Origin of the sequence: Sulfuriferula nivalis (assembly GCF_009937995.1) — a bacterium.
In the GTDB taxonomy this organism is placed as follows: Bacteria; Pseudomonadota; Gammaproteobacteria; order Burkholderiales; family Sulfuriferulaceae; genus Sulfuriferula; species Sulfuriferula nivalis.
Genome location: NZ_AP021881.1, coordinates 2427323 through 2452941 on the forward strand (window position 1 = coordinate 2427323; position 25619 = coordinate 2452941).

Consider the following 25619-nt stretch of genomic DNA (forward strand, 5'->3'; position numbering starts at 1 on the left):
GCATGAAATCACCCACACGCCTCGCTGATTTGATCACAGCCCTGCGCACCTTACCGGGCATAGGTCCAAAATCAGCACAGCGTATGGCGTACCATCTGTTACAACGCGACCGTAAAGGTGCCGCCAAATTAGGTGCTGCCATAGATCGCGCACTCACCGAGCTCATGCATTGCGAATTATGCAATGACTTTAGCGAAACCCCCATCTGTCCTGTTTGCGCATCGAACGAACGGGATACCAGCCAGCTCGCCGTGGTGGAAATGCCCACCGACTTGCTGATGATGGAGCATACGCAAAACTATCATGGCCTGTATTTTGTGCTGATGGGACGACTGTCACCGTTAGATGGCATCGGTCCGCGAGAAATCCACCTTGACCGACTCATCCAGCGCGCCAGCAATGGTGTCGTGCAAGAAGTCATCCTGGCGACCAATTTCACCATGGAAGGCGAGGCCACAGCCCATGCGATTACCGAACTCCTGCATGCGCGCGGCATCGCTGTCAGCCGTATTGCGCGCGGCATACCCGTAGGTGGTGAATTAGAACATATCGATTCCGGCACCTTGGCACAGGCACTCACTGACAGGCGACGTTATGACTCAAAATAACTGTGATTTATGCCAGACGGCTGGCGGCGAAATACTCTGGCAAGATGCTTACTGTCGTGTGATATTGGTTGACGACCCAGCCTACCCCGGTTTCTGCCGCGTGATTTGGCGTGAGCACGTCAAAGAAATGAGCGACCTCACCCCCACCGAGCAAAACCGCCTGATGCGCACCGTATTCGCAGTTGAATCCGCCATCAGAGAAGCACTCAAACCTGACAAAATCAACCTTGCCAGTTTAGGCAACATGGTGCCGCATTTACACTGGCACGTGATCCCCAGATTCACGCACGACAGCCATTTTCCCAATCCGATCTGGGGGCAAGCGCTGCGTGAGAACACAGCACAACCCAATAGTAACCTGATCGCTAGCGTACTAAGGCTAACGCTGGCGCAGCAACTGTCTTAACCACTCGTGTTTTTGGGAAGCAGGCACGGAAACAGCTGCCATATCCAACTTTACTTTCGATAACTAAACGTGCCTGATGGCGAGTCAATACATGTTTGACAATAGCCAAGCCCAATCCTGTCCCACCCGTTTCCCGAGAACGACCTCGATCTACACGATAAAATCGCTCAGTCAAACGGGCAATATGCTGGGCTTCTATACCTTCACCACTATCCTTGACACTGAAACAGAGTTGATCACCCCGCCATTCCCAAATCAGTTCCACCGTTCCACCTGCAGGCGTGTAACGCACGGCATTACTCACCAGATTACCTAATGCACTAGTGAGTTCATCAGCATTACCCATCAGATTATCCGTGCTATTCATTGCCAGACTAATGGTATGACGTCCCGCACTCAGACTCTGTGCATCCTGATACAAATCCTGTATCAGCTCGGTCATATTAACTGGCGCATCCACCAGCTTATTTTGCGAGCTTTCCAGACGCGACAACGTCAGCAAGTCATCTACTAAACGACGCATGCGCTCAGTTTGCTGCTGCATTAAATCGCAATATTTATGGAAAGCAACGGGTTCAACGCTACCCATATCGAGAAATGTCTCTAAAAATCCACCCACAACGGTCAACGGGGTGCGTAGCTCATGCGACACATTGGCAACGAAATCGCGACGCATAGCATCAACCAGTTCCAATTGCGTAATATCACGCGAAATAAGCATTTTCTGTCTGTCCCCAAATGGCACCATTTGCACTGACAACGTAACCTCTTTGTCATTAGGAGACTTCATCACTAATGGTTCACTATAATTATCACTGGCGAGATATTCAGCAAATGCGATTTGTCGTATCAGATAACCGATAAATTGACCTCTGTCAGACTTATCATCCAGACCATAATGACGGCTTGCCGCAGGGTTAAACCAGTCTATCTGGTCATTACCGTTAAGCATCACAATACCATCAGGTATCGCCTGGGCGGCATGCTCAAACCGCTCCAACACCGCTGAAATTTTAGATGTATTGCGCTTTTGTCGGCGTAATATTCTATCCAGACCGTAGAAAATCTCATCCCACGCGCCACTGGCCGTGGGGATACGATTACGATCACCATGTGCCAGCCATGCCACCAGCACATCCATCTGCCGCAAGTTATAACCTATATACAGCAGCAAACCTGCCACCAACACCAGCAAAGCCACTGTTGCGCCCCAGAACAATGCTACTACCAACGCTGCAAACAGCAATGCCGATAAAGCCAATATAGGTCGCCACCAAAAATCCATCGTCTATTGTTCCCTATACTTGTGACGACAAGCGATAACCCGCGCCGCGCACTGTATCGATCAAGCTATCATGCCCTGTGACTTCCAGCGCCAAGCGCAAACGGCGTATATGCACATCCACAGTACGCTCCTCCACAAACACATGATCCCCCCACACATGATCCAGCAATTGTGCACGAGAATAAACCCGCTCAGGATGCGTCATCATAAAATGCAGCAAACGAAATTCAGTAGGTCCTAACTCCAAAGGTGAGCCATTACCAATAACACGATGACTCACAGGATCAAGACTCAAGCCACGCACTTCAACTTTATCTTCAGTCATTTGTGGTGCACGACGGCGCAATACGGCCTTAATCCGTGCCGTTAACTCACGCGGTGAAAATGGCTTGGTAATGTAATCATCCGCACCGGTTTCCAATCCCAATACTTTATCACGCTCATCACCACGCGCGGTCAACATAATAATCGGCACCGTTTTCAGTCGCGTATCAGCACGGAACAAACGAGCCAGCTCTATACCGCTCATACCCGGCAACATCCAGTCTAGCAACACCAGATCAGGCAACACATCGCGGACGATGGTCAATGCCTGCTCCGCCGAATCCGCACACAGGACGGCGTGCCCAGCCTGCGTCAGATTAAACTTAACTAATTCCTGTATACCCGCTTCATCTTCCACCAACAATATCGTTGCTGCCATCATGCGCTCCTTAGGACTTGGATTATAATACTGAGCGAAGCGCATCGCGCCCACGCCATCTTAACCATGTTATGACGAAGATGTGACAAAATAATGACAGCCGTACCCAAAAAACACTTAAATTGGAAATATATTAATGCTGGTATTAGGAATAGAGTCTTCTTGTGATGAAAGCGGTGTCGCTTTATTTGATACTGAATCAGGCTTACTTGGTCACGCACTTCATTCCCAGATTGCCATGCATGCAGAATATGGCGGCGTAGTCCCTGAGCTGGCTTCACGCGACCACATACGCCGCGTATTACCGCTGACCCGCCAGGTACTCACCACCGCACAATGCCAGTTAAGTGACATTGACGCCATCGCTTATACAGAAGGCCCTGGTCTGGCAGGCGCATTATTGGTCGGCACAGGTTTTGCGCATGGGCTCGGTGTTGCGCTAAACATTCCTGTACTCGGCATCCATCATCTGGAAGGACATTTGCTCTCGCCGTTATTATCCGCCGAACCACCCGAGTTCCCGTTTGTCGCCTTACTCGTATCCGGTGGCCACAGTCAGCTCATGCACGTCACTGGCGTAGGTGAATACACAACGCTGGGCGACACACTAGACGATGCCGCTGGCGAAGCTTTCGACAAAACGGCACAATTATTAGGACTGCCTTACCCAGGCGGCGCAGCACTATCAAAATTAGCCGAATCTGGCGATCCGCAACGATTCCGCCTGCCACGACCGATGCTGCACTCAGGCGATTTGAACTTCAGTTTTAGCGGTCTTAAAACTGCCGTACTCACCTTGAGCCAAAAACACCCGCAAACTGAAGACTACGCCGACATTGCCGCTGCTTTTCAATTAGCAATGACCGACGTCCTCAGCAGCAAATCACTTGCCGCACTCAAAGCCACTCGCAGCAAACGCCTTGTCGTCGCGGGTGGTGTGGGTGCAAATAAACAACTCCGACTGGCGCTGAATAACGCAGTGAAAAAAATCGGCGCAAAGGTCTATTTTCCAGAAATGGAATTCTGCACCGACAACGGTGCGATGATCGCTTTTGCAGGGGCGATGCGCCTAAAACACGGCGGTAAAACTGCAGGCGCATTTACAGTGCGCCCACGCTGGGATTTAGCAACTGTCGCTGCGCCGCAGTAATTTCTAGAAACGAATATGCGGGAACATATCCTGTATGACTTTCATCAACTCTGGGCCACCCGGCACATGCGCCAGCACACCGGGAAATGCCACCAAGCCCATCAATAGCCCCAGCACCATGATTAACACCACATGGGAAAACACGCTATCAGGTCGCAACACACCCCAATAACGCATCGCCAGGAACATCACATCCTTACGATGTTCTTTCATCCGTCGCCAGCGCAACAACACACGCACCAGCAAATAGACGACATAACCCCCAGTCAATGCGGTCAACACCACACGAAACACGGCAAACAAATCCATCTCGCCGCGCGCCAAGTTCTGATAAAACCACGACACCACACCTACCGATACTGATGCCAGTACCGCAATCAGCACATTCAATAACAGTCGCCGCCGCTCACGCGCTAAATCCTGCTGACGCTGCACGAAAAAACTATCCACCTCAGCTTTGAAATACTCGACTTTTTCCTGCACTAGCGACGAAATTTCCTCCTTGGCGTTGGCGACACGCTCATCCAGTACGACAGATAATTTGTCCGCCGCATAATCTACCAGTTCACGCACATCATCCTTAGTGAATTGGCGCTGACTATGCAACTCAGCCGAAATCTTGTCGAGCTTAACGTCAATTTCCTGACTCGTCGTTTGCACCACTTCGCGCAATTCCGCACCAACTTCTGCTGCACCTTGCTTCACTACTTCACCGAGCTTATCACCCGCTAATGCTATCGAATCACGCGACACCTCAGTCAACTGCGCGCGTGCATAGTCCATTTCCTTTTCAAACCAAGCCATACTCAACCTCCGCCAGATTTGTTCAACTACGAGGACTTCTTCTTGAATCCACCTTCTTGACCTGCCAACAAGCGCACAATATTAGCGCGATGCCGCCAGAATATCAGTACCGTCAAAACTGCCAACGCAGCCACTGCCGCATTATCCATCATGAAATAGGCAAATACGGGAGCAACCAGAGATGCGACCAAGGCTGCCAGTGAAGAAATCCGCGTCACCGCAAATACCGTCGCCCACGTCAACACACATACCAGCCCCAGCATAGGTGACAAGGCAAACAACACGCCAACCGCCGTGGCCACGCCCTTGCCACCCTTGAAACCAAAAAACACGGGGTACAAATGCCCTAAAAACACGGCCAGTGCAGCACCATAGACTAGCTCATGCGGCAAACCAAATCGCGTCACGGCATAAGCCGCCAACCACACTGCCACCCAGCCCTTGGCCATGTCACCGAGCAAGGTCATCACCGCCGCTGATTTACGCCCGGTGCGCAACATATTGGTTGCACCAGGATTTCCTGATCCGTGACTGCGTGGATCAGGCAAACCCATCACCCGACTCACCAGTACGGCAAATGACAAAGAACCCAATAAATAAGCCAATACCAATACAGCTACTATCATGCAAACTTCCACAAACATAAAACTAGATTGTAAACCATCTCACCCACAAATCCCGAATAGTCACCGAGACCTTTGCACGATTACTGCACTTGTTCAAATTTTGTTGGAAATCAGCTCATAATGCTCATGTACTATTTGTACACTCCGCTTTTTCGCTGATTTCCGCCTCATCTGAACTGCGCTCGCTACACCATACAAAGATCTCTCACTGTCACACGCCCGTCACTTTACTTTGTTACAAAGAAGGAACATTTAACCAAATGAGCTAACCAGATGAATATTCTAATGATATCAGACGTGTATTTTCCCCGAGTCAATGGTGTGTCCACCTCCATCATGACCTTGCGTCGTGAACTTAAAGCGCTGGGGCACACTGTCATTCTGGTCGCCCCGGCTTACGGACAAGGCGAGGCCGAAGAAGCTGATATCATACGTATCAAAGGCAGCCCGGTATTAATGGATCCGGAAGACCGTCTGATGTCACGACGTGAACTCAAAGCCTTGCCGCAAACTTTGGCACATTTCACCTTTGATCTCATCCATATCCACACCCCGTTCCTCGCACACTACACCGGTATTGCGCTAGCCAAGGCATTCAACATCCCTTGTGTGGAAACCTACCACACATTTTTTGAAGAATACCTGTACCACTATGTACCTTTCCTGCCTAAAGCGGTAATGCGCTATACCGCTCGTCATTTTTCCCGCCAGCAATGTTCACAAGTCGATGGGCTAATCCTGCCCTCCATCGCCATGGATGAAGCGTTGACGCGTTATGGTGTGCATGCTTATAGCCACATTATTCCAACCGGCATAGAACTGTCTGACTTCGACCAGTGTGACCCGGAAGGTTTCCGTCAGCGCCACAACATCGCGTCTGACCGCCCTGTGGCTGTCTATGTAGGCCGTGTCGCATTTGAGAAAAACATAGAATTTCTGCTGCTCATGCTCTCGCAGTTACGCCACAGCCTGCCTGATGTGTTGTTGATCATCGCTGGCGAAGGTCCGGCAGAAACAAAGCTGAAAAAGACTGTCGCTGGCTTGAACCTGACCGACAATGTACTGTTTGTCGGCTATCTGGAACGTTCAACCGAGTTGCCTTCCTGCTATTGCGCAGGTAACGCATTCGTCTTTTCCTCACGTACTGAAACGCAAGGACTGGTACTACTGGAAGCCATGGCACTGGGCGTACCTGTCGTTTCCACCGCCATCATGGGAACGCGCGATATACTCGCTGCCGGAAAAGGTTGCCGCGTCGCTGAAGATAACCCTGTCGCTTTCGCCGCCACCTTGCATGAAGTATTGATTAACCCTGCACTGCAAATGCAATTAAGTGCAGAAGCCAAACAACACGCGCTGGACTGGAGCGCCCCACAAATGGCGCATAAAATGCTGGCCTTCTATGCTGACGTCAGCAGCAAACATGTTCCAGCTTTTTTAAAAAATGATCAGTACAGCACGTCCTGAAGCTATTTCAGCATTTCCAGCAGCACTTGAAATTTGACGTAACACCATGATATTAATAGCACTATCCTCTTTGCAGGAGCTTGCTGTCATGTACCAAATTCGTCAACCCGCTGTTGCTGGCACGTTTTACCCTGATGCGCCTGTGCAGCTTGCTCATGATGTAGCAAGCCTGCTCGCAGACGCGCAAGTGACCCCATCAGAAAAATACCCCAAAGCGATCATCGTACCCCATGCAGGCTACATTTATTCCGGGGCTGTTGCTGCCTCCGTTTTGCCAGGCTGGCAGCGGGTCGCAACCAGATTACGCGTGTCGTATTGCTGGGACCCGTGCACCGCGTGGCAGTGCGAGGATTAGCGCTGCCCGGCGTTGACAGCTTTGCTACCCCGCTGGGCAATATCCCCGTCGACCAGGCCGCAGTCGCATTACTCGGCACTATGCGACAAATAGTCATCAGCGCTGCCGCTCACACCTGGGAACATTCGCTGGAAGTGCAATTACCCTTCCTGCAAACGGTATTAGATGATTTTAGCCTGATTCCTCTGGCGGTAGGCGATGCCACACCGGAAGAAGTTGCCGAGGTGCTGGAATTGCTATGGGGTGGTCCTGAAACCCCTGATCGTCATCAGTTCCGATCTATCGCATTTCCTGCCTTATCCAGCCGCACAAGCCACTGATAGACAGACATCACAACGCATACTTGAGCTGCGTAGTTCACTGACTCACGAACAAGCCTGTGGCGGCACACCTGTCAATGGCTTGCTGCTGGCCGCCAGACACCACCACTTGCAACCCATACTGCTGGATTTGCGCAACTCAGGTGACACCGCAGGCGATAAAGATCGCGTCGTCGGTTATGCATCGTTTGCCTTTATGGAGGATGCCACTCATGCAAAATAATCATGGCCTGACGCTATTACAAATTGCCCGCGCAGCTATTTTGCAAAAATTCGGCCTGATAATGCTGACAGATGAGCACGCCGACTGGCTACAGGAGCAAGGCGCCTGCTTTGTCACCCTCACGCAACATGGCGAACTACGTGGCTGCATCGGCACTCTGGAAGCGCATCGCTCGTTGCTGGCTGATGTCAAAGCCAATGCACAGGCTGCCGCATTCCACGATCCGCGATTTAACCCTTTAGCCCAGACTGAACTGGACTCCATTGAAATCGAGGTATCGTTGTTATCTGCCATGCAAGCCATGCAATTCAGCAGCGAAGCCGATGCGCTGGCACAATTACAGCCGGGAATAGATGGCGTAGTGTTTGAATTTGGCAACTATCGCAGCACTTTTTTGCCGCAGGTATGGGAACAACTCCCTGAACCCGTCGAATTCATGGCACACCTGAAACATAAAGCGGGACTTAATCCAAAATTCTGGGATAAAAACGTCAAGCTGTATCGCTACACAGTCAGCAAGTGGAGCGAAGCGGGGTTAATCAAGTGAATCCACATCATCCTGGAAAATACTGGCATGCTATAGCCGATGGTCGTATTCAGTGCGACCTGTGCCCACGCGACTGCAAACTCAATGACGGCCAGCGTGGCGCCTGCTTTGTACGCATGCGCGAGGGCAATCAAATCGTACTGACTACTTACGGGCGCTCATCCGGATTCTGTATCGACCCGATAGAAAAGAAACCACTCAACCACTTTTATCCCGGCAGCAGTGTACTGTCATTCGGCACAGCGGGTTGTAACCTGGCATGCAAATTCTGCCAGAACTGGGACATCAGTAAATCCAAAGATATGGATCAGCTGATGGATCAGGCATCACCGGTAACCATCGCCATCGCCGCCGAACAAAACGGCTGCAAGAGTGTGGCGTTTACTTATAACGACCCGGTGATTTTTGCCGAATACGCGATGGACACTGCCGATGCCTGCCATGCTCGCGACATTAAAACTGTGGCAGTAACTGCCGGCTACATCCACGAAGCAGCACGCCGCGACTTTTTCAGCAAGATGGATGCCGCCAATGTTGATCTCAAAGCGTTTACCGAAGACTTCTATTTCAAACTCACTGGCTCACAACTGCAACCCGTACTGGACACGCTGGTTTATCTCAAGCACGAAACCGATGTCTGGTTCGAAATCACCACCCTGCTCATCCCGGGTAAAAACGATAGTGATGAAGAGATTACCGCCATGTGCCAGTGGATCATGCAGCAACTGGGACCAGATGTACCGCTGCATTTTTCCGCGTTCCATCCTGATTACAAAATGCCAGACATCCCACAAACACCAGCCACTACACTGGTGCGGGCGCGCGACATTGCTTTGCACGCTGGACTGCATTACGTCTACACCGGCAATGTGCATCACATTGAGGGCGACACCACGTTTTGCCCCGACTGCCATGCGCCGCTGATCGTGCGTGACTGGTATCACATTAACGAATATCGGCTAACCCCAGATGGACATTGCCCTGATTGCAACAGCCTGATAGCAGGTCGATTTGATAGCACACAAGGACACTTCGGCAGACAGCGTATTCCGATTGCGATTAACCGCGTGCGCGCTTGAGATCAGCTGTTTTATCCGCCTTGAACAGGCGTTTGAACAACTTGTAGCGATGCTCAGCGAATTCAGCGAACTGCCGCTCAAACAACTGACGCAGCCTGTCCTCACGTTTGCGCATCTTACTCATACGCACATACACCGCCGTCAGCGCGTACACAGGGATATTTGCGCCAGCCTGCTGTTTGAAATCAGTTAAATAAGCTTGTTGTACCTGTAAATCCTGATACTCACCCAACAAATCTTGCAATGATTTTAATGCCTTGAGCGCTTTGTTCATTTTTTTCTCTGGATACAGGCTTTGAAAAAACGCCATCAGATAACGCAGCTTTTTACAGGATTTACGCAGTTCGTGCAGCACTTGCGCTAGACTATCCGCCTGAATTGCGCCGCCCTGTTTCAGCACCCTGCGCACCATGCGCCAGATACGTTTGTTGGCAAAATCTGCGAGAGGATACTGGGCATACAGCAGCCTGCTGTGCACCGGTAGCGGCGCTTCAAGATAAGCGGCCCAGAATGCCATTAATTGCGTATAACGTGGCGACGCCAGATCCGCCACCAATTGTTGATGGGCAAGCTGCTGTTGATGCTGATAAAACTCACGCAAAGGAACCAGATCACGTTTGCCGGCGGCCAGCGTAAGCAAATAAACATCCAAATCCCGCTGCGCGGTGGTGATTTTACCCAGCCACAGAAATCCTTTACGTAAGCGTATCAAGGTGCGCTGCGGGATAACCCCATGCATCTGCCCCAGCAAAACCCGATGACTACGCACGGCGATGCGAAAGTCATGCAAAAATTCCGCATCCTGACCTGCAATTACACCTGCTTCATGAGTCCGCATAGATTCCAGCAGGTGGCGCATAATCACATGCACGGCCTCGTCTACCCGCATATCCTGCCCCAGATTAAAATCTGATTCAGCATCTGCTACGCTCGACACATCCTGTACGACCATCATCAGCTCACTTTACGAAATTCAGAACGCAGCAACGTCATCTCTGACTAACACATACATTCACTGATACCACACATTCCTCGCTGTGACTCAGTCATCCCCATGGATGAACGCACGACACCCTGAGTCGCATCAAACAGCACATCAAAACGGGATGACTGCCGCCACGCGTTGCAGTAGCGCCACTCCCACGCTAATTCATCACGACTGGCGTAATATACGGTCCACGCTGGCACTGATGGTCCGAGTATGCGTAGCACCTGCTCTTTAGTCATCCCCGGCTGTATCTGTGAAAAATGCTGTTCATCCAGTACATTCTCTATACTTTTAAGCTTGCCATCAGCCGCTACCACTGCCATATAAGTGTGCATAGAACCGCGAGGATAAATCAGCTGACGAGTACCATCAGCGTTCTGCCAGTGCATAGTGGGCTGCCCCATCACCCGTATCACATCATCATAACCAGCCACATCAGGCTGCAAACCACGTCCGCTATATGAAGCACATGCGCTCAATAGCAGCACCAACAAAATACCTGACAAAATTTTCATACATCCCTCTACAAATCCATGCGATTCAATTCTGGTCTAGCGACTCTATTTTTAAACTAAGACTAAAGATATCACTATATACCTCGCGCTACGGAAGACCAACTGTACGCAATATCACTGCTGGCACAATATGCTAGGGGCAGTATAATTCCTCTATACCATACTCATAAAAATTCGTAGCCTATGCCTAACCTGCTCGATTTTCCTGCTGCGCCGTTGACGACTACCCAAGATGAGGGAGAGTTGCTGCATCAGCACGTGGTGGCACATCTGTTAGATGGGAAAATACAGCATGGTCAGCTGGAAGCAATCAATCGAGTGCAAGGCGTCATACATCTGAACCTTGATGACACAAAACAAGGAATCGATATCCCCTACGCATCACTGCGTTATATGGTTTTTTCCACCCCGTTACCTCCTGCCACCACTTCCCATCCGCTTGCAGTAGCCAACTTGAGTATCACGCTGCCGGACTCCTTGCAGACATTTACGCTGTCATTTATAGATGGCAAACAGGTGACGGGCAAAACGCGTGGCTTTCTGATGAGCAATGATGGAATTCATCTTTTCCCTGTTGTTGCTCATGATCAGTGTGTACGCATGTTTGTACCGCGCCGCTCAGTCAAAAATCATCAGTTAGGTGCTTCCATGCCTGAAGCCTTGTTGCAGTCTGGCGCCACGACACCAGATCAGCTCGACGCAGGCATTAAATCGCATGAGGAATTGCAGGCTAAACGCATCGGCGCCTACTTACTGGAAACCCAGCCAGTCTCCCAAGAAATGCTCATCACAGCACTTGAGCAGCCGCCCCCTAAAGCACCTGAAAAAATCGGTACTACCCTACTGAATCAAGGTTTGATTACCCAGCAGCAGCTTAATCTCGCGCTACACAATCAAACCGTCAATCGTGCTAAAAATCTGGGTGATGTACTGGTTCAAATGGGCGCCATCTCACCCGAAACATACCAATCCGTCCTCGCCCACAATCTCGGCCTGCCCTTCGTTAAATTGCAAGGAATGAAGCCAGACACCCGTGCGCTGGCACTGGTTGAAGCAGAATGGGTGGCACACCACCGTATCGTACCCATCATGATGCATGACGACCGACTGGTAGTAGCGATGGAAGACCCTACCGATTATGAATCCGTAGAGCTGTTGCGCTTTATCACAGGCCACAATATTGAAATAACCGTTGCCACTAGCGCAGATATAGCATGGGCTGTAAGCAATGCCACCAGCAATAGCAACGCAACGGCAACACTTGCGCAAATGGATATCCAGCCACTTACTATCGAGCAACCACAACTTGATGCTGAGCAACTGGCTAATGAAAAACCGCTGGTACGCCTGGTTCAGGAATTATTACTCGAAGCCATACGCCGTCACGCATCCGACATCCACATCCGACCCGGTGAAGACCACTTCGATGTCCTGTTTCGGATAGACGGCGAACTGACCGATATCAAGCATCTGCCAAAAACCCTATTGCCCGCGCTGATCAGTCGCTTAAAAATCCTGTCGAATATGGACATCTCAGAAAAACGCCTGCCGCAAGACGGGCAGATGCGCGCCGTATTCAAAGACAACATTGTCGACATGCGTGTTTCAGCCATGCCCACGGTCAATGGCGAAAGCATGGTGATACGTGTACTCGACACAAAATCCGGACTCAAGCCCATCTCTGCGCTGGGTTTCTCGCCGCACGACGAGGCTAAGATCATCGCCATGCTTAATCGCAGTGCCGGCCTGATACTGGTCACAGGGCCCACAGGATCGGGGAAATCCACCACGCTTTACGCCGCACTCAATGAAGTCCGTAAACGTAACCTCAACATCATCACCGTAGAAAATCCCGTCGAGTATCATATAGACGGCATCATGCAGATTCAGGTCAAAGCCGATATAGGCTATACCTTCGCTGAAGCCCTGCGCCATATTTTGCGGCACGATCCCGACGTCATACTCATAGGTGAAATCCGCGATCAGGAAACTGCGCACATTGCGTTAAAAAGCGCGTTGACGGGTCACCTGGTACTCAGCACCCTGCACACCAACGACGCCGCTTCCACCATTTCACGATTAAGGAATATGGAAGTAGAGTCATACCTGCTGGGATCAACCCTGGTGGGCATACTGGCACAGCGACTGATACGCAAGAATTGCGAACACTGCAAAACAGAAGAGGTAGTCGAGAGCACAATTCGCACCACATTGAACGTCTCACCCGAAGAAGTCTTTTATCGTGGCGCGGGGTGTGAACATTGCAACGGAACAGGTTACAGCGGACGCATGGCCGTCTATGAATTGCTGGAAGTTACCCCCGCCATACAAAAAATGATCACCGACGAAGCATCAACTGAACAGATACAGGCACAAGCACTTCTGGACGGCATGGTGCCACTCACCGCAAATGCCCTGGCATACGCCCGCCAGCGCAACACCTCACTGGCAGAAGTGTACCGAGTGCGTCTGGAATAGCCTGTCTATTGCTGATTATTAAAGCCGCAGACTAATCCGCTTGCAGCAACTTGCCGGCAGTCAGAAGTGTATCAATGGCAAAAGTATGTGGCAGTGAGAGTGCCCCATCAGTCACTCAAAAGTTTGTCCGTATTGCTTGCATGGAAGGCCGGGGGCAGCCCGGCGGCTGGTATCTTTCTTTTGCTTGCCCAAAAGAAAGGTACCAAAGAAAAAGGCACCCCATTCCACCGCCCCTACGGGGTACCCTGCGTTGCTCGTCAAGCCGGGCGGCTGCGGAACTCGGCCTGCGGCCTCAAATAGTCCTCTCCGACTACCCCCGGCTAGCCTCCGCTACTCGGCGGTGGAAGAGGGGATAAGATCAAAAGCGAAAATTCAAAAACAAATTCAAAAATTACCCACCGACTCTACCCTTGTCTGGGCATAGCCCAGACAAGCAAAATCAAATAAAGCCATCACGCGCTTGCGCGTAACTTCGCGCTGTTAACACTTCTCTCCCCTTCTGCGTCGCTTCGGCTGGGGCGTTTAGGCGGGAGATATAGGCGAGCACTGTTTGAGCTCCGCAGCAGCTTGCGGGGTGTGCAAGCTGCCAGGGCGAGTTGCGCAGCCCCCGGCTGAACGGTTCAGACGAAGGAACCCCGCAGGGGCGAGGCGGTAGGGTGCCGTTCTCTTTGGTTACTTTCTCTTGGGCAAGCAAGAGAAAGTGACTTGCCGCCGGGCAATCCCCGGCCTGACATGGCTAGCGATATGCTACATAGCTAGACCTGACACCGTTGTTTCTACCTAGAAAAATCAATTAAATAGCCTCATAGGAATATTATCTAAATCATAGAATGGCGCATCAGGATCATTTTTATATTCATACCTATTTCTCTGAGCAATTTCTAACGCGGAGTACAAACCATCTGAGTCAATTAATTCAATCGCAATTCCCCGAGACTCTGCGGCTGCACTGACCCGCCCCGCCCCAGACTGATATTTTGATGTGGTCACAAACATTCCCTTTGTGTACCCACCAATCAACAAAGCACCAGCTAGCGATCTAATTTGCTCCACCTGAATGGAGTTTTTATAACGCTTCACTTGTACGCCAATAGTTTGATTGTTAATCCCTTCCAAAATGACATCAATCCCACCATCGTTTGTATAGGCAGTAACCCTCGAAATATAACCAAGATCTTCAAACACACTAGCAACCGTTTGTTCAAATAGCCGTGGATGTAACTCAAAACGTTTTTCATATCGCCCAACTAGGTAAGCTCTAACATCTTCTATTGGCAAATCAATATCAACAAGATCAAGCTCCTTTAAGCTTCCATACGCACCCCATAATCGATTTTTCCTGTAGGAACCGTCTATCCAAAACTCCTCTGGATCTGGTTCAAAATATCCAGTTCCGTTGATTTCCTCTTCGATTCTCAGAATTTTCCACCACCCACATATAGGGCATACAGCAACATGGGTAGATTCATCAATGTTATCGTCTACATGTTCTACAGTTCTCTGTTGTAATTCATGCATATTTGAATTACAAAAAACACAACAGGGTTCTGAAATTACTTTTCCACTAATATTTGCGGGGCAGTCTGAATAGTTCCAAATTGTCATTCTATTATCCGATTGTTGATCGCTTAACGTTTAAATACAGGTCGCCCCTAAGCATCTAATAAATCGAGGGCAAGTCCTACATTAAAACCCCACCCAAACAAAAAAAGGCGCATTTTCATGCGCCTTTTTCTCACCTCAATCATCAATCCCAACTCAACGCCCCACCCGTCTGATACTCAGTCACCCGAGTCTCAAAGAAATTTTTCTCTTTCTTCAAATCTATCATCTCGGACATCCACGGGAATGGATTCGGTGCATTCTCGAACAACTCATCGAGGCCAATCTGCTGGCAACGACGGTTGGCGATGAAGCGCAGGTATTCCTTGAACATGCTGGAATTCAGCCCCAGCACGCCGCGTGGCATGGTGTCTTCGGCGTAGCGGTATTCCAGCTCTACACCTTTGAGGAACAAGGCTTTGATTTCAGCGCGGAATTCAGGCGTCCATAACTGCGGGTTTTCCAGCTTGATGGTGTTGATCAAGTCGATGCCGAAGTTGCAGTGCATGGATTCGTCGCGCAGGATGTACTGGTATTGCTCTGCGGCGCCGGTCATTTTGTTTTGACGACCGAGTGCGAGGATTTGCACAAAGCCGACGTAGAAGAACAGGCCTTCCATGATGCAGGCGAAGACGATCAATGACTTCAACAGCTTCTGGTCATTTTCCAGCGTGCCGGTTTTGAATTCAGGGTTGGTGAGCGTCTCGATGAACGGAATCAGGAAGTTGTCCTTATCGCGTATGCTTTCGACTTCGTGATACGCGTTGAACACTTCAGCTTCATCCAGACCCAGACTTTCAACGATGTATTGATAAGCGTGGGTATGAATTGCCTCTTCAAACGCCTGACGCAGCAAGTACTGGCGGCATTCTGGCGCGGTGATGTGGCGGTAGGTGCCGAGTACGATGTTGTTTGCAGCCAGACTATCTGCAGTCACAAAGAAGCCCAGATTACGCTTTACCAGACGGCGCTCGTCTTCGGTCAACGCGGTAGGGTCTTTCCACTGCGCGATGTCGCGGCTCATGTTGATTTCTTGCGGCATCCAGTGGTTTGCGCAACCTGACAGGTATTTATCCCACGCCCATTTGTATTTGAATGGAACGAGCTGGTTAACGTCGGCAGTACCGTTGATGATGCGCTTATCTTCCGCACGTACACGCAAAGCTACGCCGCTAGGAATCGCGCCATCATTGGTGGAACCTGCATTCATCGCACCTAATGGCGCCACGGGTTTGATGGTTGCTGTAAAAGTGTCTTCAAAATTTAGCATATTTATCCTCTGTTATTTTTAGCTTATTGGCAAGATTCGCAAGTTGGGTCATCTATTGCGCAGAATTTCACCTCGGTTGCAGGTGCGCTGTCTGCGCTCACTGCGGCACTCGGTGCATGTGCGCTCACTGCATTCAACTCGCCACCCTTACCGGTGGATTTTTCTGCACTGGTTGCGCCCAAAGTACGCAGGTAGTAAGTCGTTTTCAGACCACGTATCCATGCCAGTTTGTAGGTTTCATCCAGTTTCTTACCTGATGCACCTGCCATGTAGATATTCAGGCTCTGCGCTTGATCTATCCACTTCTGGCGACGTGATGCACATTCCACCATCCAGTGCGTATCGATCTCAAATGCTGTCGCATACAGGGTACGCACTTCCGCAGGGATGCGGTCAATCTTGGCGAGTGAACCATCGAAGTACTTAATATCTCCGACCATGACTTCGTCCCAGAGTTTCAACGCTTTCAATTCACGTACGAGGTAAGAGTTAGTCATGGTGAATTCACCTGACAAATTCGATTTAACGTAGATGTTTTGATAAGCTGGCTCGATACACGCTGACACACCAACGATATTAGAAATCGTTGCAGTTGGCGCAATTGCCACACAGTTGGAGTTACGCATACCGTGCAGTTTGATCTGCGCACGCAATGCATCCCAATCCAGCGTGCTGGAGTCATCCACTTCCAGATAGCCACCGCGTTCCTGCGCCAGCAATTTCAGACTGTCTTGTGGCAGGATGCCGCGATCCCACAATGAACCTGCAAAGCTGGAATAACGACCACGCTCAGCTGCCAGTTCTGTTGATGCCCAGTAAGCGTAGTAGCAAACCGCTTCCATTGAACGATCAGCAAACTCAACCGCTGCTTCAGACGCATAAGGTACGCGCATGGTATGCAGACAATCCTGGAAGCCCATGATACCCAGGCCAACAGGGCGATGCTTAAGGTTGGAGTTGCGTGCTTTACCAACTGCGTAGAAGTTCACGTCAACAACGTTATCCAGCATGCGCATCGCGATCTTGATAGTGCGCTGCATTTTTTCCAGATTCAGCTTTTTGCCACCCTTGCCGTCATCTTCCAGATGCGCAACCAGGTTGACTGAGCCCAGATTACATACGGCGATTTCGGTATCGGAGGTGTTCAGGGTGATTTCTGTACACAAGTTAGAGCTATGCACCACGCCTACGTGTTGTTGTGGGCTGCGGATGTTGCATGGGTCTTTGAAGGTAATCCAAGGATGACCTGTTTCGAACAGCATGCTTAACATTTTGCGCCATAGCTGGGTTGCAGGGATGCGTTTGTAGAACTTGATATCGCCCGCATCGGCTTTAGCTTCATATTTGGTGTAAGCCGCTTCAAATGCTTTACCGTACAAATCATGTAAATCAGGCACATCAGATGGGCTGAACAAGGTCCATTCTGCATTTTCCATCACACGCTTCATGAACAGATCCGGGATCCAGTTCGATGTGTTCATGTCATGGGTACGGCGACGATCGTCACCTGTGTTTTTACGCAATTCCAGGAATTCTTCAATATCCAGATGCCAGCTTTCCAGATAGGCACACACCGCGCCCTTGCGCTTGCCGCCCTGGTTAACTGCTACAGCAGTATCGTTCACCACTTTCAGGAACGGTACCACGCCTTGTGATTTACCATTGGTGCCCTTGATACGCGCACCTAATGCACGCACTGGCGTCCAGTCATTGCCCAGACCACCTGCATATTTTTGCAGCATGGCATTTTCTTTAATCGCTTGATAGATGCCATCCAGATCATCCGACACGGTGGTCAAATAGCATGATGACAACTGGCTATGACGCGTACCCGCATTGAACAGGGTTGGTGTAGAGCTCATGAAATCGAAGCTCGACAATACATTGTAGAACTCAATCGCACGCGCTTCACGGTCGATTTCGTTCAACGCCAGGCCCATCGCCACACGCATGAAGAAAGACTGTGGCAATTCGATACGGCGTTCTTCTATGTGCAAGAAATAACGGTCATACAGAGTTTGTAAACCCAAGTATTCGAAATTGTCATCACGGCTGGCAACCAGCGCCTGACCCAGCTTCGCCAAGTCAAATTGACCTAAACGCGCATCTAATAATTCAGCTTCTATACCTTTTTTGATATAAGCAGTGAAGTACTCTGGATACAAACCAGCCATTTCAGATGGCAAGATGCTGCGTCCCAACACTTCATGACGAATAGAATTCAACAACAAACGTGCCGTAACAAAAGCATAATCAGGGTCTTGCTCTATCCCTGCACGTGCAGCCAATACCAAAGCTTTTTCAACTTCAGCCATAGGTACGCCGTCATACAAATCACGTGTCACTGCATGTAGTATCGCATCCACGCTGACATCACTGTGCAAACCCTCACACGCAGTCGCCACCAGAATACGCAAAATAGCCATGTCCAGCGGTTTACGTTCGCCATTTTCCAACACATGCAATACAGGTGCAGCTGTAGTCGCGTCATGCGCAGCACGCTCTTGGTTACGTTTTTCACGGTAAAGCACATAAGCACGCGCAGTATCATGCTCACCTGAACGCATCAACGCCAATTCAACCTGATCTTGTATATCTTCGATATGACAAGTTCCACCATGCGGCTGGCGGCGCATCAATGCCTGCACCACACCCGCCGTCAACTGTTCAACCAGCTCACGCACTCGCGCAGAAGCAGCCGCCTGGCCACCATGCACAGCAATAAATGCCTTAGTTAAGGCAATGGCAATTTTAGATGGCTCAAACCCAACAACAGTGCCGTTACGTCGAATGATTTTGTAATCACTGAGTACAGCAGCTTCGTTAGAATAAGTATGTGTCATCAATTGAGGTGGCACGGTTGATTCAGGGATGGCAGATGATACGGTTTGCATAGATGGTCTCCTAGACGCTATTAATGTGGGGTGACACCACTTTTATTCACAACTTATGAACAGGTTACCCACCGACATACACACAACATCTAGTGATAGCGAGCTCATAAATAACTAATTGTAGTAACTAGCTGCCAGTACCGCAAGTACTAAATGATGAGTTTTTGAATATACTTTACGAATCACTTACAAATCAATTTGATAGTCGAAGCATCTTAAGTAATCTCTATTGGAACCTTATAGAAATCACTAATTTCCAGATTTGAGAGTGGGTAAATTTCGACAATTGCTGGATACTGATACTGGATGATATGTGTGCTGATGCTTAGGTCTTGTCTACGGTGTCAATTGCCCATTTAGCCCAGTAGAAGTCGGCGAGGTCAATGCTAGCCTGAGATGTAGTCGCCCTCGCCCGCTCCGTCTTAGAGCATGGAGTTGAGGATGTCGTTGCTGCTCATGTCCTGCAGAAAGGCAACATTGCCTTCCTGTACTACCCAACCTTGTACAGCATCAATGAGATGCTGCTGGCTTAGGGGCAATTACAGCCGACTTTGCTTTGTGTTTTACCTTGGCACGTTTTGCAGCTTCCGCTTGTTCGACTTCTTCCATGCAGGCAGGCACGTCTGCGACGTTATAACATGGCCCTGGATGCTCAGGTTCGATGTACTTCTCGGGCTTTGCCGGGCCGCGCCAAGGGCCTTTGTTTTCTTCCAGTTTGCCGTCGCGGTAGACGAACTGCATGCGCTTAGGCGAGTAAATACCGAAGTACATAACCCCGGACTCGAAGCGAACAAAGTTATTGTCACCCCATTGAAAATCTAGCCCTGTATCGAGGATATTTGACATGTGAACAGTTTTACCAGTGGCATCGGTAATGATAATGTGCTGAGTGAATGACTGACTTGAAGAAAGTCCATCAGGATAAACACTTATAAATAATCCTGGATTTTTTCCAGACGTTATTGCAAGTGTTTCACTCTGGATGGCTAATGGTTTGCCATCGTATAGCATGATTACTTCGATATCTTTTCCATTGACGGAAATGCTACCTTTATTGGTATTGATCACTCCTGCGGGAGTAGGAGTATCGTAAGCGTCCAGCCCATCCACCTGTCATTGCCCGCCAAACTCATGCAATCTAGCTGCTTTTTTATGAAAGGCACGCTAGATGGCTACTCGACACACGCCTGATTTTTGGCAAACGCACCTTACCGCTTGGCAACAAACCAAACTGACCGTCACAGCTTATTGCACCCAGCACGGCTTATGTGCCAAGACCTTTTATCGCTGGCGCAGCCAGCTGACAACAGCGCCCAATCTCACGCGCCAGCCACCGCTAACCCTCATCCCCGTCAGTGTTCAACCTGCGCCTGTCACGGGCACGCTCCAGCTCCACAGCCCCACTGGCTGGCGGGTAGAGCTTCCCATTGCTAGCACGCCCTGGCTAATTGACTTGTTGCGGCAACTGCCATGATATCTGCCCATCCCATCAGCCCCATCGCCACCCAGGTCTGGCTAGTCATCGAACCCGTGGACATGCGCATCGGCATAGATGGCCTTTCCCAGCGCATCCAGCACCGCCTGGGTCGCAGTCCCTGCGACGGCGCCGCCTACGCCTTCCGTAATCGTCGCCAAACGCGGGTCAAGCTCCTGGTCTGGGATGGCACAGGGGTCTGGTTGTGCCAACGCCGACTGCATCGTGGTCACTTCACCTGGCCAGACATCGCTGCCATCACCCATCCTTTAACCCCCACACAGTGGGACTGGCTGATCACAGGTATCGACTGGCAAAGACTCAGTGCCCCAGCCCCTGCCCACTGGCAGGTGTAGCCACTCATGATTCAGTAAAAACATGCCTGAAACCCGCATTATTGCTGGTTTCAGGCGGGGTGAAATGGTATAATTCAAGCATGGATTCAGCCCAACAACTTGCCCAATTTATCCCCGATCCCGCCTTGGCGGCGTATGTGGATAAGCTGTTGGCGCAGGTTAAACAGGATGCTGAACTCATTCAACAAAACACAGTATTACTCCAGCAAAACACCGCACAAATCCTCACGCTGACTAAGCAAATCCAGCACGCCGAACTCAAGAACCAGGCTTTGGTACTGGAACTTGCCTATTACCGCCGCATCCGCTTCGCCAACAAGAGCGAGCAGCTCTCGCCTGAGCAGCGTGCGTTGTTTGATGAGTGCTGGGCAGCCGACATCACGGCCATTGAAGCCCAAATCGGGCAGCCAGATACACCTAATACCGAAGATGCGACAACCGCTATCCCCAAGCCTGCGCGTCCACGCGCAGGTCGTCAGCCACTGCCTGACCATCTGCCCCGCATCATTCATCGCCATGAGCCTGCATCTTGCCAGTGCGGTGCGTGTGGTGGTGCGTTAATCAAAATCGGTGAAGACATCAGCGAACAACTGGATGTCGAACCTGCCCAGTTCACCGTGCATCAACACATCCGTCCACAGTATGCTTGTCGCCACTGCGAAACCGTTGCTGCCGCCCCCATTCCAGCTGCCGTCATCGACGGCGGCGTGGCGACATCAGGTTTGCTGGCGTGGGTGATGATCAGTAAATTCGTTGATCATTTACCGCTCTACCGTATAGAACACATTGCCCAGCGCAGCCAGGTGACCCTGGCGCGTTCCACCTTGGCGGAGTGGGTCGGACGTGTGGGGGTAGCGTTGCAACCGTTGGTCGACAGGCTCACTGAATTACTGCTGGCACGCAGTGTATTGCATGCGGATGAAACGCCAGTGCCACAATTAGACCCCGGGGCGGGCAAAACCAAGAAAGCTTATCTGTGGGCTTACCGCACGGGTGATTTGGCATCCCCTTCATCCGCACCGCCTATCGTGGTGTTTGACTATCAGCCAGGGCGACAGGGATTGCATGCGCGGCACTTTCTGGCAGGTTGGCAAGGACACTTGATGGTTGACGATTACGCTGGTTATAAAGCGTTATTTACCCAAGGCATCACTGAGCTGGCATGCTTCGCACATGCACGTCGGAAGTTCTTTGATTTGCATGCGGCCAACCAAAGTCCAATTGCAGCGGCTGCGCTGCAGCGTATCGCGGCACTCTATGCCATTGAGCAGGCTGCGGACAAGCTGGATGCGGCAGGTCGTTTGCAGTTGCGCCAGACTCAGGCAAAACCGTTATTGGGCGAACTGCATGACTGGTTAATCCAGACTCGCGTCAAAGTGGCCGATGGCAGCGGCACAGCCCGCGCGTTGGATTACAGCATCAAGCGTTGGCCAGCACTGATACGCTATGCGGACAGCGGCATCTTGCCTATTGATAACAACCCAGTCGAAAATGCGATACGACCCATTGCCATCGGCAAAAAGAATTGGCTGTTCGCAGGCTCAGAACGTGCAGGCAAACGCGCTGCAGCGATTCAGAGTTTGTTGGCTACCGCCAAGCTCAATGGCTTGGAACCCTATGCATGGCTCAAAGATACGTTGGAAAAATTACCGGTCTGGCCTAATAGCCAGATTGATGAATTGCTGCCGTTTAAAAATGAACTACCATAAGTAGTGAAGGGATTGGAGTGGCTGGGCTGGACGCTTACGGAGTATCCGCGAATGCGGTCAATGCTATGAAAAACAAGATAAATAACAAAAGCAAACGATTCATTTTTTCAGTTTCTCCGTGATCTTGAGCAGTGGTGATCGTATTTCTTCTACTTGATGTAGGTGTTGTTTTCCACCAGCGCATGCAAAGGCGCTCGGTGTAATGGTACGATTCATAAAATCTTGTAACCACACCCTATGCCCCATCACCCAACTCCCATCATTCGGGGTTACATACTTTTTAAGCGCCACTGCTTTCCCAACCTGCCCCGTCAGCAATCGCTCAGCCCCATTCTGCTTAATGACCTTTTTGCCTTTCTTGTTAGTCACAACAACATCCTCTTCCGGGATGGTGTTCTGAATGAAATGCACCGCGTCAGCCAAGCCGAGGTGGTGACAGAGGTACATGATGCGAGCTTTTTCGGTGTCGTTGAGGTCGTCGATGGCATAGTCTTTGCTACGCAGTCCGTTCAGATTGGCCTTGGCGTAATCCATCGCGGTCATGATAGCAAATTCGGGTTCATAGCGCAGATCCAAGAGTTTTTGCAGGTTCTTGTCCGAAGCTGACCTTGCGCCAGCAAGCAGCTTCTTGAGATTGCGTTCCAGACCAGGGCCGGTGACATACGTGCCGTCCGCCTTCTTGAAACGCCATGCGTCCTTGTCGTCCTGACTTAACCAGCCTACCTGTTTGCACTTGTCGTTGAGGTATGTCCCGCTGCTCACGGCTACACCGATCCAGGATCCATCTAGAAACTGTGTCATTCCTGTCGCAGAACTTTTCGGTGATTTCGAGTCGGCTTTCCACTTGCCGCTTTTTTCCTTCGATGCTTCGGCGTTCATCACCGCCGCCACGGCCTGCGGCACCACGCCGGCACGCTTTGCCGCCTGCTTTACCCAGTCGCAAAGAGAAGATTGCTATTGAGATGCCACTGGTTTGGGAGCGCTTATAGACGGTTTGGCATTGTGCTTTTGCTTGGCACGTTTTGCGGCTTCCGCTTGCTCAACTTCTTCTATGCAGGCGGGCACGTCTGCGACGTTATAGCACGGCCCCGGATGTTCAGGTTCGATGTACTTCTCAGGTTTTGCTGGGCCACGCCAAGAGCCTTTCTTTTCTTCCAGCTTGCCGTCGCGATAGACAAACTGCATACGCTTGGGTGAGTAGATGCCGAAGTACATTGCGCCGTGATCAAACAGAACGTAATTGTTGTCACCCCATTCAAAGTTGAGGCCAGTGTCCACCACATTTGAACGGTGAAATGTTTTACCTGTCGCGTCGAGGACGATGATATGTTGGGCCAGCATTGAGCTTGACGGAAGACCATCAGAATAGATGCTCAAATACAAGCCGGGGTTCTTGCCTGCACTGGCAAGAATGTGCTCACTACGAAGAGGTAGCTGCGTCCCATCGTATTGCAAAGTAACGGAAGGCCTTTGGCCATTAACCCAAATGCGGCCATTATTTTTTATTTCGACTTTGTCAGCGGTTACCTCTTGGACAGTAGATGTTTCTTTAACAGTGGACGTTACTTCAGCAAATGATGCTTTAACAAAGACGAAAGCAGCAACCGCAGAGGCAGTCAAAACAATTTGCAAAATCAGTCGTTTCATTTTTTCAACTTCTCCGTAATATCGGTAAGTGCACCCTTAGTTTCCTCGTTTCCAAGTTGAGTCTTTTTCCCGCCAAGGCACGCGAAAGCACTCGGCGTAATAGCGCGGTTCATAAAATCTTCCAACCATGCCCTATGTCCCTCTACCCAACTTCCATCATTAGGATTGACGAACTCTTTAAATGCCTTTTCCTTCGCTATCTGCCCCGTCAGCAACTTCTCCGCCCCATTCTGCTTGACGATTTTTTTGCCTTTCTTGTTAGTAACAACAACATCCTCTTCCGGAATGGTGTTCTGAATGAAATGCACCGCGTCAGCCAAGCCGAGATGGTGACATAAGTACATGATGCGGGCTTTTTCGGTGTCGTTGAGGTTGTCGATAGCATAGCCTCTGGTGTGCAGTCCGGTCAGATTGGCCTTGGCATAATCCATCGCGGTCATAATAGCAAACTCGGGCTCATAGCGCAGATCCAGGAGTTTTTGCAGGTTCTTGTCTGAAGCTGTCCTTCTGCCAGTGAGCAGCTTTTTGAGATTGCGTTCCAGACCAGGTCCAGTAACATAGGTGCCGTCCGCTTTCTTGAAATGCCATGCACCCTTGTCATGTTGACCAGGTTGCAGAACACCAAGCAGTACTACTTAGGGATACTAATCTCAAGTGGTTTGAAGTCATCAACAACCAGTTTGCGAAGCCTCAACAAGTTATACCTTTTCTTGCCAATGGTTGCTGTTGCACGTGTCACTTGAATACGGGTTGGTTGATCGAAACACACATTAGAGTCTTCCAAAAACACTTCCTGGTATCGTCCTGCTTCAGAATCATCAAGTGACGTCCTAATTTCGCCCTGATAAAGTTCGTGTCCATTAGTGTCAATGAACTTCAATTTCAGACTAACTTCTCCTGCATCGCCATCTCCCATCGCTGTGCCAAGACCAAAACGTAGTGAACAGATTCCTTGATTCGCATATGCAGTGGAAATATGGCGAATAGACACGATTGGGATGTTGCTTTGAGAAAATGCTGGTTGTGTCAAGATTGTACTAATACATACTGCGAAGATTAGCCGCCGAGAGAGTTCATTAATTTTCATTTCATTCCATTTTCAGATGTATTGAG

General features: G+C 50.3%; 25 protein-coding genes and 1 pseudogene. 12 read left to right on the forward strand and 14 right to left on the reverse strand.

Annotation, left to right across the window (positions count from 1 at the left end; genetic code table 11):
- The first annotated feature begins 2 nt into the window (after window positions 1-2).
- Complete coding sequence (recR, locus tag SFSGTM_RS11955; protein WP_162085358.1) at window positions 3-608, forward strand: recombination mediator RecR; 606 nt, start codon at window positions 3-5, stop codon at window positions 606-608.
- Entirely contained in the window at window positions 595-1014 is a 420-nt protein-coding gene (locus SFSGTM_RS11960; protein WP_162085359.1) for an HIT family protein, read from the forward strand. Before recR ends, SFSGTM_RS11960 begins: the two co-directional genes overlap by 14 nt.
- Here SFSGTM_RS11960 and phoR read toward each other — a convergent pair.
- A complete protein-coding gene (gene phoR, locus SFSGTM_RS11965; RefSeq protein ID WP_162085360.1) occupies window positions 974-2299 on the reverse strand; it encodes a phosphate regulon sensor histidine kinase PhoR in 1326 nt (441 codons plus the stop codon). The two genes, SFSGTM_RS11960 and phoR, sit on opposite strands and share 41 nt — an antisense overlap.
- Before the next feature lie 13 nt (window positions 2300-2312).
- Window positions 2313-3002, reverse strand: a complete 690-nt coding sequence (phoB, locus tag SFSGTM_RS11970; RefSeq protein WP_162086315.1) for a phosphate regulon transcriptional regulator PhoB — start codon at window positions 3000-3002, stop codon at window positions 2313-2315.
- Between the two features lie 136 nt (window positions 3003-3138).
- On the opposite strand from phoB, the gene tsaD reads away from it, so the two are divergent.
- Window positions 3139-4152 carry a tRNA (adenosine(37)-N6)-threonylcarbamoyltransferase complex transferase subunit TsaD gene (tsaD, locus tag SFSGTM_RS11975; protein ID WP_162085361.1) on the forward strand — a complete coding sequence of 338 codons (1014 nt, stop codon included), beginning with the start codon at window positions 3139-3141 and terminating at the stop codon, window positions 4150-4152.
- 3 nt (window positions 4153-4155) lie between these two features.
- Here tsaD and SFSGTM_RS11980 read toward each other — a convergent pair whose 3' ends face one another.
- Together SFSGTM_RS11980 and plsY are read right to left on the reverse strand one after the other, a co-directional pair.
- Window positions 4156-4956: an apolipoprotein A1/A4/E family protein gene (locus tag SFSGTM_RS11980; protein ID WP_162085362.1), complete on the reverse strand. Its 801-nt coding sequence runs from the start codon at window positions 4954-4956 to the stop codon at window positions 4156-4158.
- 26 nt (window positions 4957-4982) lie between these two features.
- Window positions 4983-5582: a glycerol-3-phosphate 1-O-acyltransferase PlsY gene (gene plsY / locus SFSGTM_RS11985; RefSeq protein WP_162085363.1), complete on the reverse strand. Its 600-nt coding sequence runs from the start codon at window positions 5580-5582 to the stop codon at window positions 4983-4985.
- 273 nt (window positions 5583-5855) lie between these two features.
- Between plsY and SFSGTM_RS11990 the strand changes: the two genes are divergently transcribed.
- From SFSGTM_RS11990 to amrS, 5 genes and pseudogenes are all read left to right on the forward strand, one after another.
- Complete coding sequence (locus tag SFSGTM_RS11990) at window positions 5856-7049, forward strand: glycosyltransferase (protein ID WP_162085364.1); 1194 nt, start codon at window positions 5856-5858, stop codon at window positions 7047-7049.
- Window positions 7050-7137: 88 nt separating this feature from the next.
- Window positions 7138-7724: pseudogene (gene amrB / locus SFSGTM_RS11995) on the forward strand (AmmeMemoRadiSam system protein B).
- Window positions 7648-7947 carry an AmmeMemoRadiSam system protein B gene (gene amrB / locus SFSGTM_RS17225; RefSeq protein WP_269780053.1) on the forward strand — a complete coding sequence of 100 codons (300 nt, stop codon included), beginning with the start codon at window positions 7648-7650 and terminating at the stop codon, window positions 7945-7947. The pseudogene amrB (SFSGTM_RS11995) and the gene amrB (SFSGTM_RS17225) overlap by 77 nt, the downstream one beginning before the upstream one ends.
- Window positions 7937-8494 (forward strand): AmmeMemoRadiSam system protein A, encoded by a 558-nt coding sequence (gene amrA, locus SFSGTM_RS12000; RefSeq protein WP_174237416.1) that lies wholly within the window; start codon window positions 7937-7939, stop codon window positions 8492-8494. The genes amrB (SFSGTM_RS17225) and amrA overlap by 11 nt, the downstream gene beginning before the upstream one ends.
- A complete protein-coding gene (amrS, locus tag SFSGTM_RS12005; RefSeq protein WP_162085366.1) occupies window positions 8491-9573 on the forward strand; it encodes an AmmeMemoRadiSam system radical SAM enzyme in 1083 nt (360 codons plus the stop codon). Before amrA ends, amrS begins: the two co-directional genes overlap by 4 nt.
- Here amrS and SFSGTM_RS12010 read toward each other — a convergent pair.
- Window positions 9554-10528, reverse strand: coding sequence for a CHAD domain-containing protein (locus SFSGTM_RS12010; protein ID WP_162085367.1), 975 nt, complete (start codon window positions 10526-10528; stop codon window positions 9554-9556). The two genes, amrS and SFSGTM_RS12010, sit on opposite strands and share 20 nt — an antisense overlap.
- 44 nt (window positions 10529-10572) lie before the next feature.
- Window positions 10573-11076, reverse strand: coding sequence for an outer membrane protein assembly factor BamE domain-containing protein (gene bamE / locus SFSGTM_RS12015; RefSeq protein ID WP_162085368.1), 504 nt, complete (start codon window positions 11074-11076; stop codon window positions 10573-10575).
- Window positions 11077-11259: 183 nt separating this feature from the next.
- Here bamE and SFSGTM_RS12020 point away from each other — a divergent pair, with 183 nt between their 5' ends.
- Complete coding sequence (locus tag SFSGTM_RS12020) at window positions 11260-13554, forward strand: GspE/PulE family protein (protein ID WP_162085369.1); 2295 nt, start codon at window positions 11260-11262, stop codon at window positions 13552-13554.
- A gap of 789 nt (window positions 13555-14343) precedes the next feature.
- Here SFSGTM_RS12020 and SFSGTM_RS12025 read toward each other — a convergent pair.
- The 4 genes from SFSGTM_RS12025 to SFSGTM_RS12040 form a co-directional block, all read right to left on the reverse strand.
- The gene (locus tag SFSGTM_RS12025) at window positions 14344-15072 is read right to left on the reverse strand and encodes a restriction endonuclease (RefSeq protein ID WP_162085370.1); all 729 of its coding nucleotides are present in this window, start codon (window positions 15070-15072) and stop codon (window positions 14344-14346) included.
- Window positions 15073-15301: 229 nt separating this feature from the next.
- A complete protein-coding gene (locus tag SFSGTM_RS12030; protein WP_232526092.1) occupies window positions 15302-16366 on the reverse strand; it encodes a ribonucleotide-diphosphate reductase subunit beta in 1065 nt (354 codons plus the stop codon).
- Between the two features lie 83 nt (window positions 16367-16449).
- Entirely contained in the window at window positions 16450-19269 is a 2820-nt protein-coding gene (locus SFSGTM_RS12035; protein WP_232526093.1) for a ribonucleoside-diphosphate reductase subunit alpha, read from the reverse strand.
- A 561-nt stretch (window positions 19270-19830) separates the two neighbouring features.
- Window positions 19831-20430, reverse strand: a complete 600-nt coding sequence (locus SFSGTM_RS12040) for a hypothetical protein (protein WP_162085373.1) — start codon at window positions 20428-20430, stop codon at window positions 19831-19833.
- Window positions 20431-20488: 58 nt separating this feature from the next.
- On the opposite strand from SFSGTM_RS12040, the gene tnpA reads away from it, so the two are divergent.
- From tnpA to tnpC, 3 genes are all read left to right on the forward strand, one after another.
- Window positions 20489-20794, forward strand: a complete 306-nt coding sequence (gene tnpA / locus SFSGTM_RS12045) for an IS66 family insertion sequence element accessory protein TnpA (protein WP_162083703.1) — start codon at window positions 20489-20491, stop codon at window positions 20792-20794.
- Window positions 20795-20856: 62 nt separating this feature from the next.
- Window positions 20857-21150 carry an IS66 family insertion sequence element accessory protein TnpB gene (gene tnpB, locus SFSGTM_RS12050; protein WP_232526076.1) on the forward strand — a complete coding sequence of 98 codons (294 nt, stop codon included), beginning with the start codon at window positions 20857-20859 and terminating at the stop codon, window positions 21148-21150.
- Between the two features lie 80 nt (window positions 21151-21230).
- Window positions 21231-22859: an IS66 family transposase gene (tnpC, locus tag SFSGTM_RS12055; RefSeq protein ID WP_162084465.1), complete on the forward strand. Its 1629-nt coding sequence runs from the start codon at window positions 21231-21233 to the stop codon at window positions 22857-22859.
- 99 nt (window positions 22860-22958) lie between these two features.
- Here tnpC and SFSGTM_RS12060 read toward each other — a convergent pair whose 3' ends face one another.
- From SFSGTM_RS12060 to SFSGTM_RS12075, 4 genes are all read right to left on the reverse strand, one after another.
- Complete coding sequence (locus SFSGTM_RS12060; RefSeq protein ID WP_162085374.1) at window positions 22959-23765, reverse strand: hypothetical protein; 807 nt, start codon at window positions 23763-23765, stop codon at window positions 22959-22961.
- Between the two features lie 48 nt (window positions 23766-23813).
- The gene (locus SFSGTM_RS12065; RefSeq protein ID WP_162085375.1) at window positions 23814-24506 is read right to left on the reverse strand and encodes a hypothetical protein; all 693 of its coding nucleotides are present in this window, start codon (window positions 24504-24506) and stop codon (window positions 23814-23816) included.
- Window positions 24503-24946, reverse strand: a complete 444-nt coding sequence (locus tag SFSGTM_RS12070) for a hypothetical protein (RefSeq protein WP_162085376.1) — start codon at window positions 24944-24946, stop codon at window positions 24503-24505. The genes SFSGTM_RS12065 and SFSGTM_RS12070 overlap by 4 nt, the downstream gene beginning before the upstream one ends.
- A 191-nt stretch (window positions 24947-25137) precedes the next feature.
- Window positions 25138-25593, reverse strand: a complete 456-nt coding sequence (locus SFSGTM_RS12075) for an IrmA family protein (protein ID WP_162085377.1) — start codon at window positions 25591-25593, stop codon at window positions 25138-25140.
- Window positions 25594-25619: the final 26 nt, after the last annotated feature.

Excerpts from the sequence above, each read along its gene's own strand:
- SFSGTM_RS12020 (WP_162085369.1), top strand. The coding sequence starts at position 11,260 with ATGCCTAACCTGCTCGATTTTCCTGCTGCGCCGTTGACGACTACCCAA.
- SFSGTM_RS12030 (WP_232526092.1), bottom strand. The coding sequence starts at position 16,366 with ATGAATGCAGGTTCCACCAATGATGGCGCGATTCCTAGCGGCGTAGCT.
- SFSGTM_RS12035 (WP_232526093.1), bottom strand. The coding sequence starts at position 19,269 with ATGACACATACTTATTCTAACGAAGCTGCTGTACTCAGTGATTACAAA.
- tsaD (WP_162085361.1), top strand. The coding sequence starts at position 3,139 with ATGCTGGTATTAGGAATAGAGTCTTCTTGTGATGAAAGCGGTGTCGCT.
- SFSGTM_RS11980 (WP_162085362.1), bottom strand. The coding sequence starts at position 4,956 with ATGGCTTGGTTTGAAAAGGAAATGGACTATGCACGCGCGCAGTTGACT.
- recR (WP_162085358.1), top strand. The coding sequence starts at position 3 with ATGAAATCACCCACACGCCTCGCTGATTTGATCACAGCCCTGCGCACC.
- SFSGTM_RS11960 (WP_162085359.1), top strand. The coding sequence starts at position 595 with ATGACTCAAAATAACTGTGATTTATGCCAGACGGCTGGCGGCGAAATA.
- SFSGTM_RS12025 (WP_162085370.1), bottom strand. The coding sequence starts at position 15,072 with ATGCATGAATTACAACAGAGAACTGTAGAACATGTAGACGATAACATT.
- tnpB (WP_232526076.1), top strand. The coding sequence starts at position 20,857 with ATGCGCATCGGCATAGATGGCCTTTCCCAGCGCATCCAGCACCGCCTG.
- plsY (WP_162085363.1), bottom strand. The coding sequence starts at position 5,582 with ATGATAGTAGCTGTATTGGTATTGGCTTATTTATTGGGTTCTTTGTCA.
- phoB (WP_162086315.1), bottom strand. The coding sequence starts at position 3,002 with ATGGCAGCAACGATATTGTTGGTGGAAGATGAAGCGGGTATACAGGAA.
- bamE (WP_162085368.1), bottom strand. The coding sequence starts at position 11,076 with ATGAAAATTTTGTCAGGTATTTTGTTGGTGCTGCTATTGAGCGCATGT.
- tnpA (WP_162083703.1), top strand. The coding sequence starts at position 20,489 with ATGGCTACTCGACACACGCCTGATTTTTGGCAAACGCACCTTACCGCT.
- SFSGTM_RS12010 (WP_162085367.1), bottom strand. The coding sequence starts at position 10,528 with ATGATGGTCGTACAGGATGTGTCGAGCGTAGCAGATGCTGAATCAGAT.
- amrA (WP_174237416.1), top strand. The coding sequence starts at position 7,937 with ATGCAAAATAATCATGGCCTGACGCTATTACAAATTGCCCGCGCAGCT.
- SFSGTM_RS12065 (WP_162085375.1), bottom strand. The coding sequence starts at position 24,506 with ATGAAACGACTGATTTTGCAAATTGTTTTGACTGCCTCTGCGGTTGCT.
- SFSGTM_RS12075 (WP_162085377.1), bottom strand. The coding sequence starts at position 25,593 with ATGAAAATTAATGAACTCTCTCGGCGGCTAATCTTCGCAGTATGTATT.
- tnpC (WP_162084465.1), top strand. The coding sequence starts at position 21,231 with ATGGATTCAGCCCAACAACTTGCCCAATTTATCCCCGATCCCGCCTTG.
- SFSGTM_RS12070 (WP_162085376.1), bottom strand. The coding sequence starts at position 24,946 with ATGACCGCGATGGATTATGCCAAGGCCAATCTGACCGGACTGCACACC.
- phoR (WP_162085360.1), bottom strand. The coding sequence starts at position 2,299 with ATGGATTTTTGGTGGCGACCTATATTGGCTTTATCGGCATTGCTGTTT.
- SFSGTM_RS11990 (WP_162085364.1), top strand. The coding sequence starts at position 5,856 with ATGAATATTCTAATGATATCAGACGTGTATTTTCCCCGAGTCAATGGT.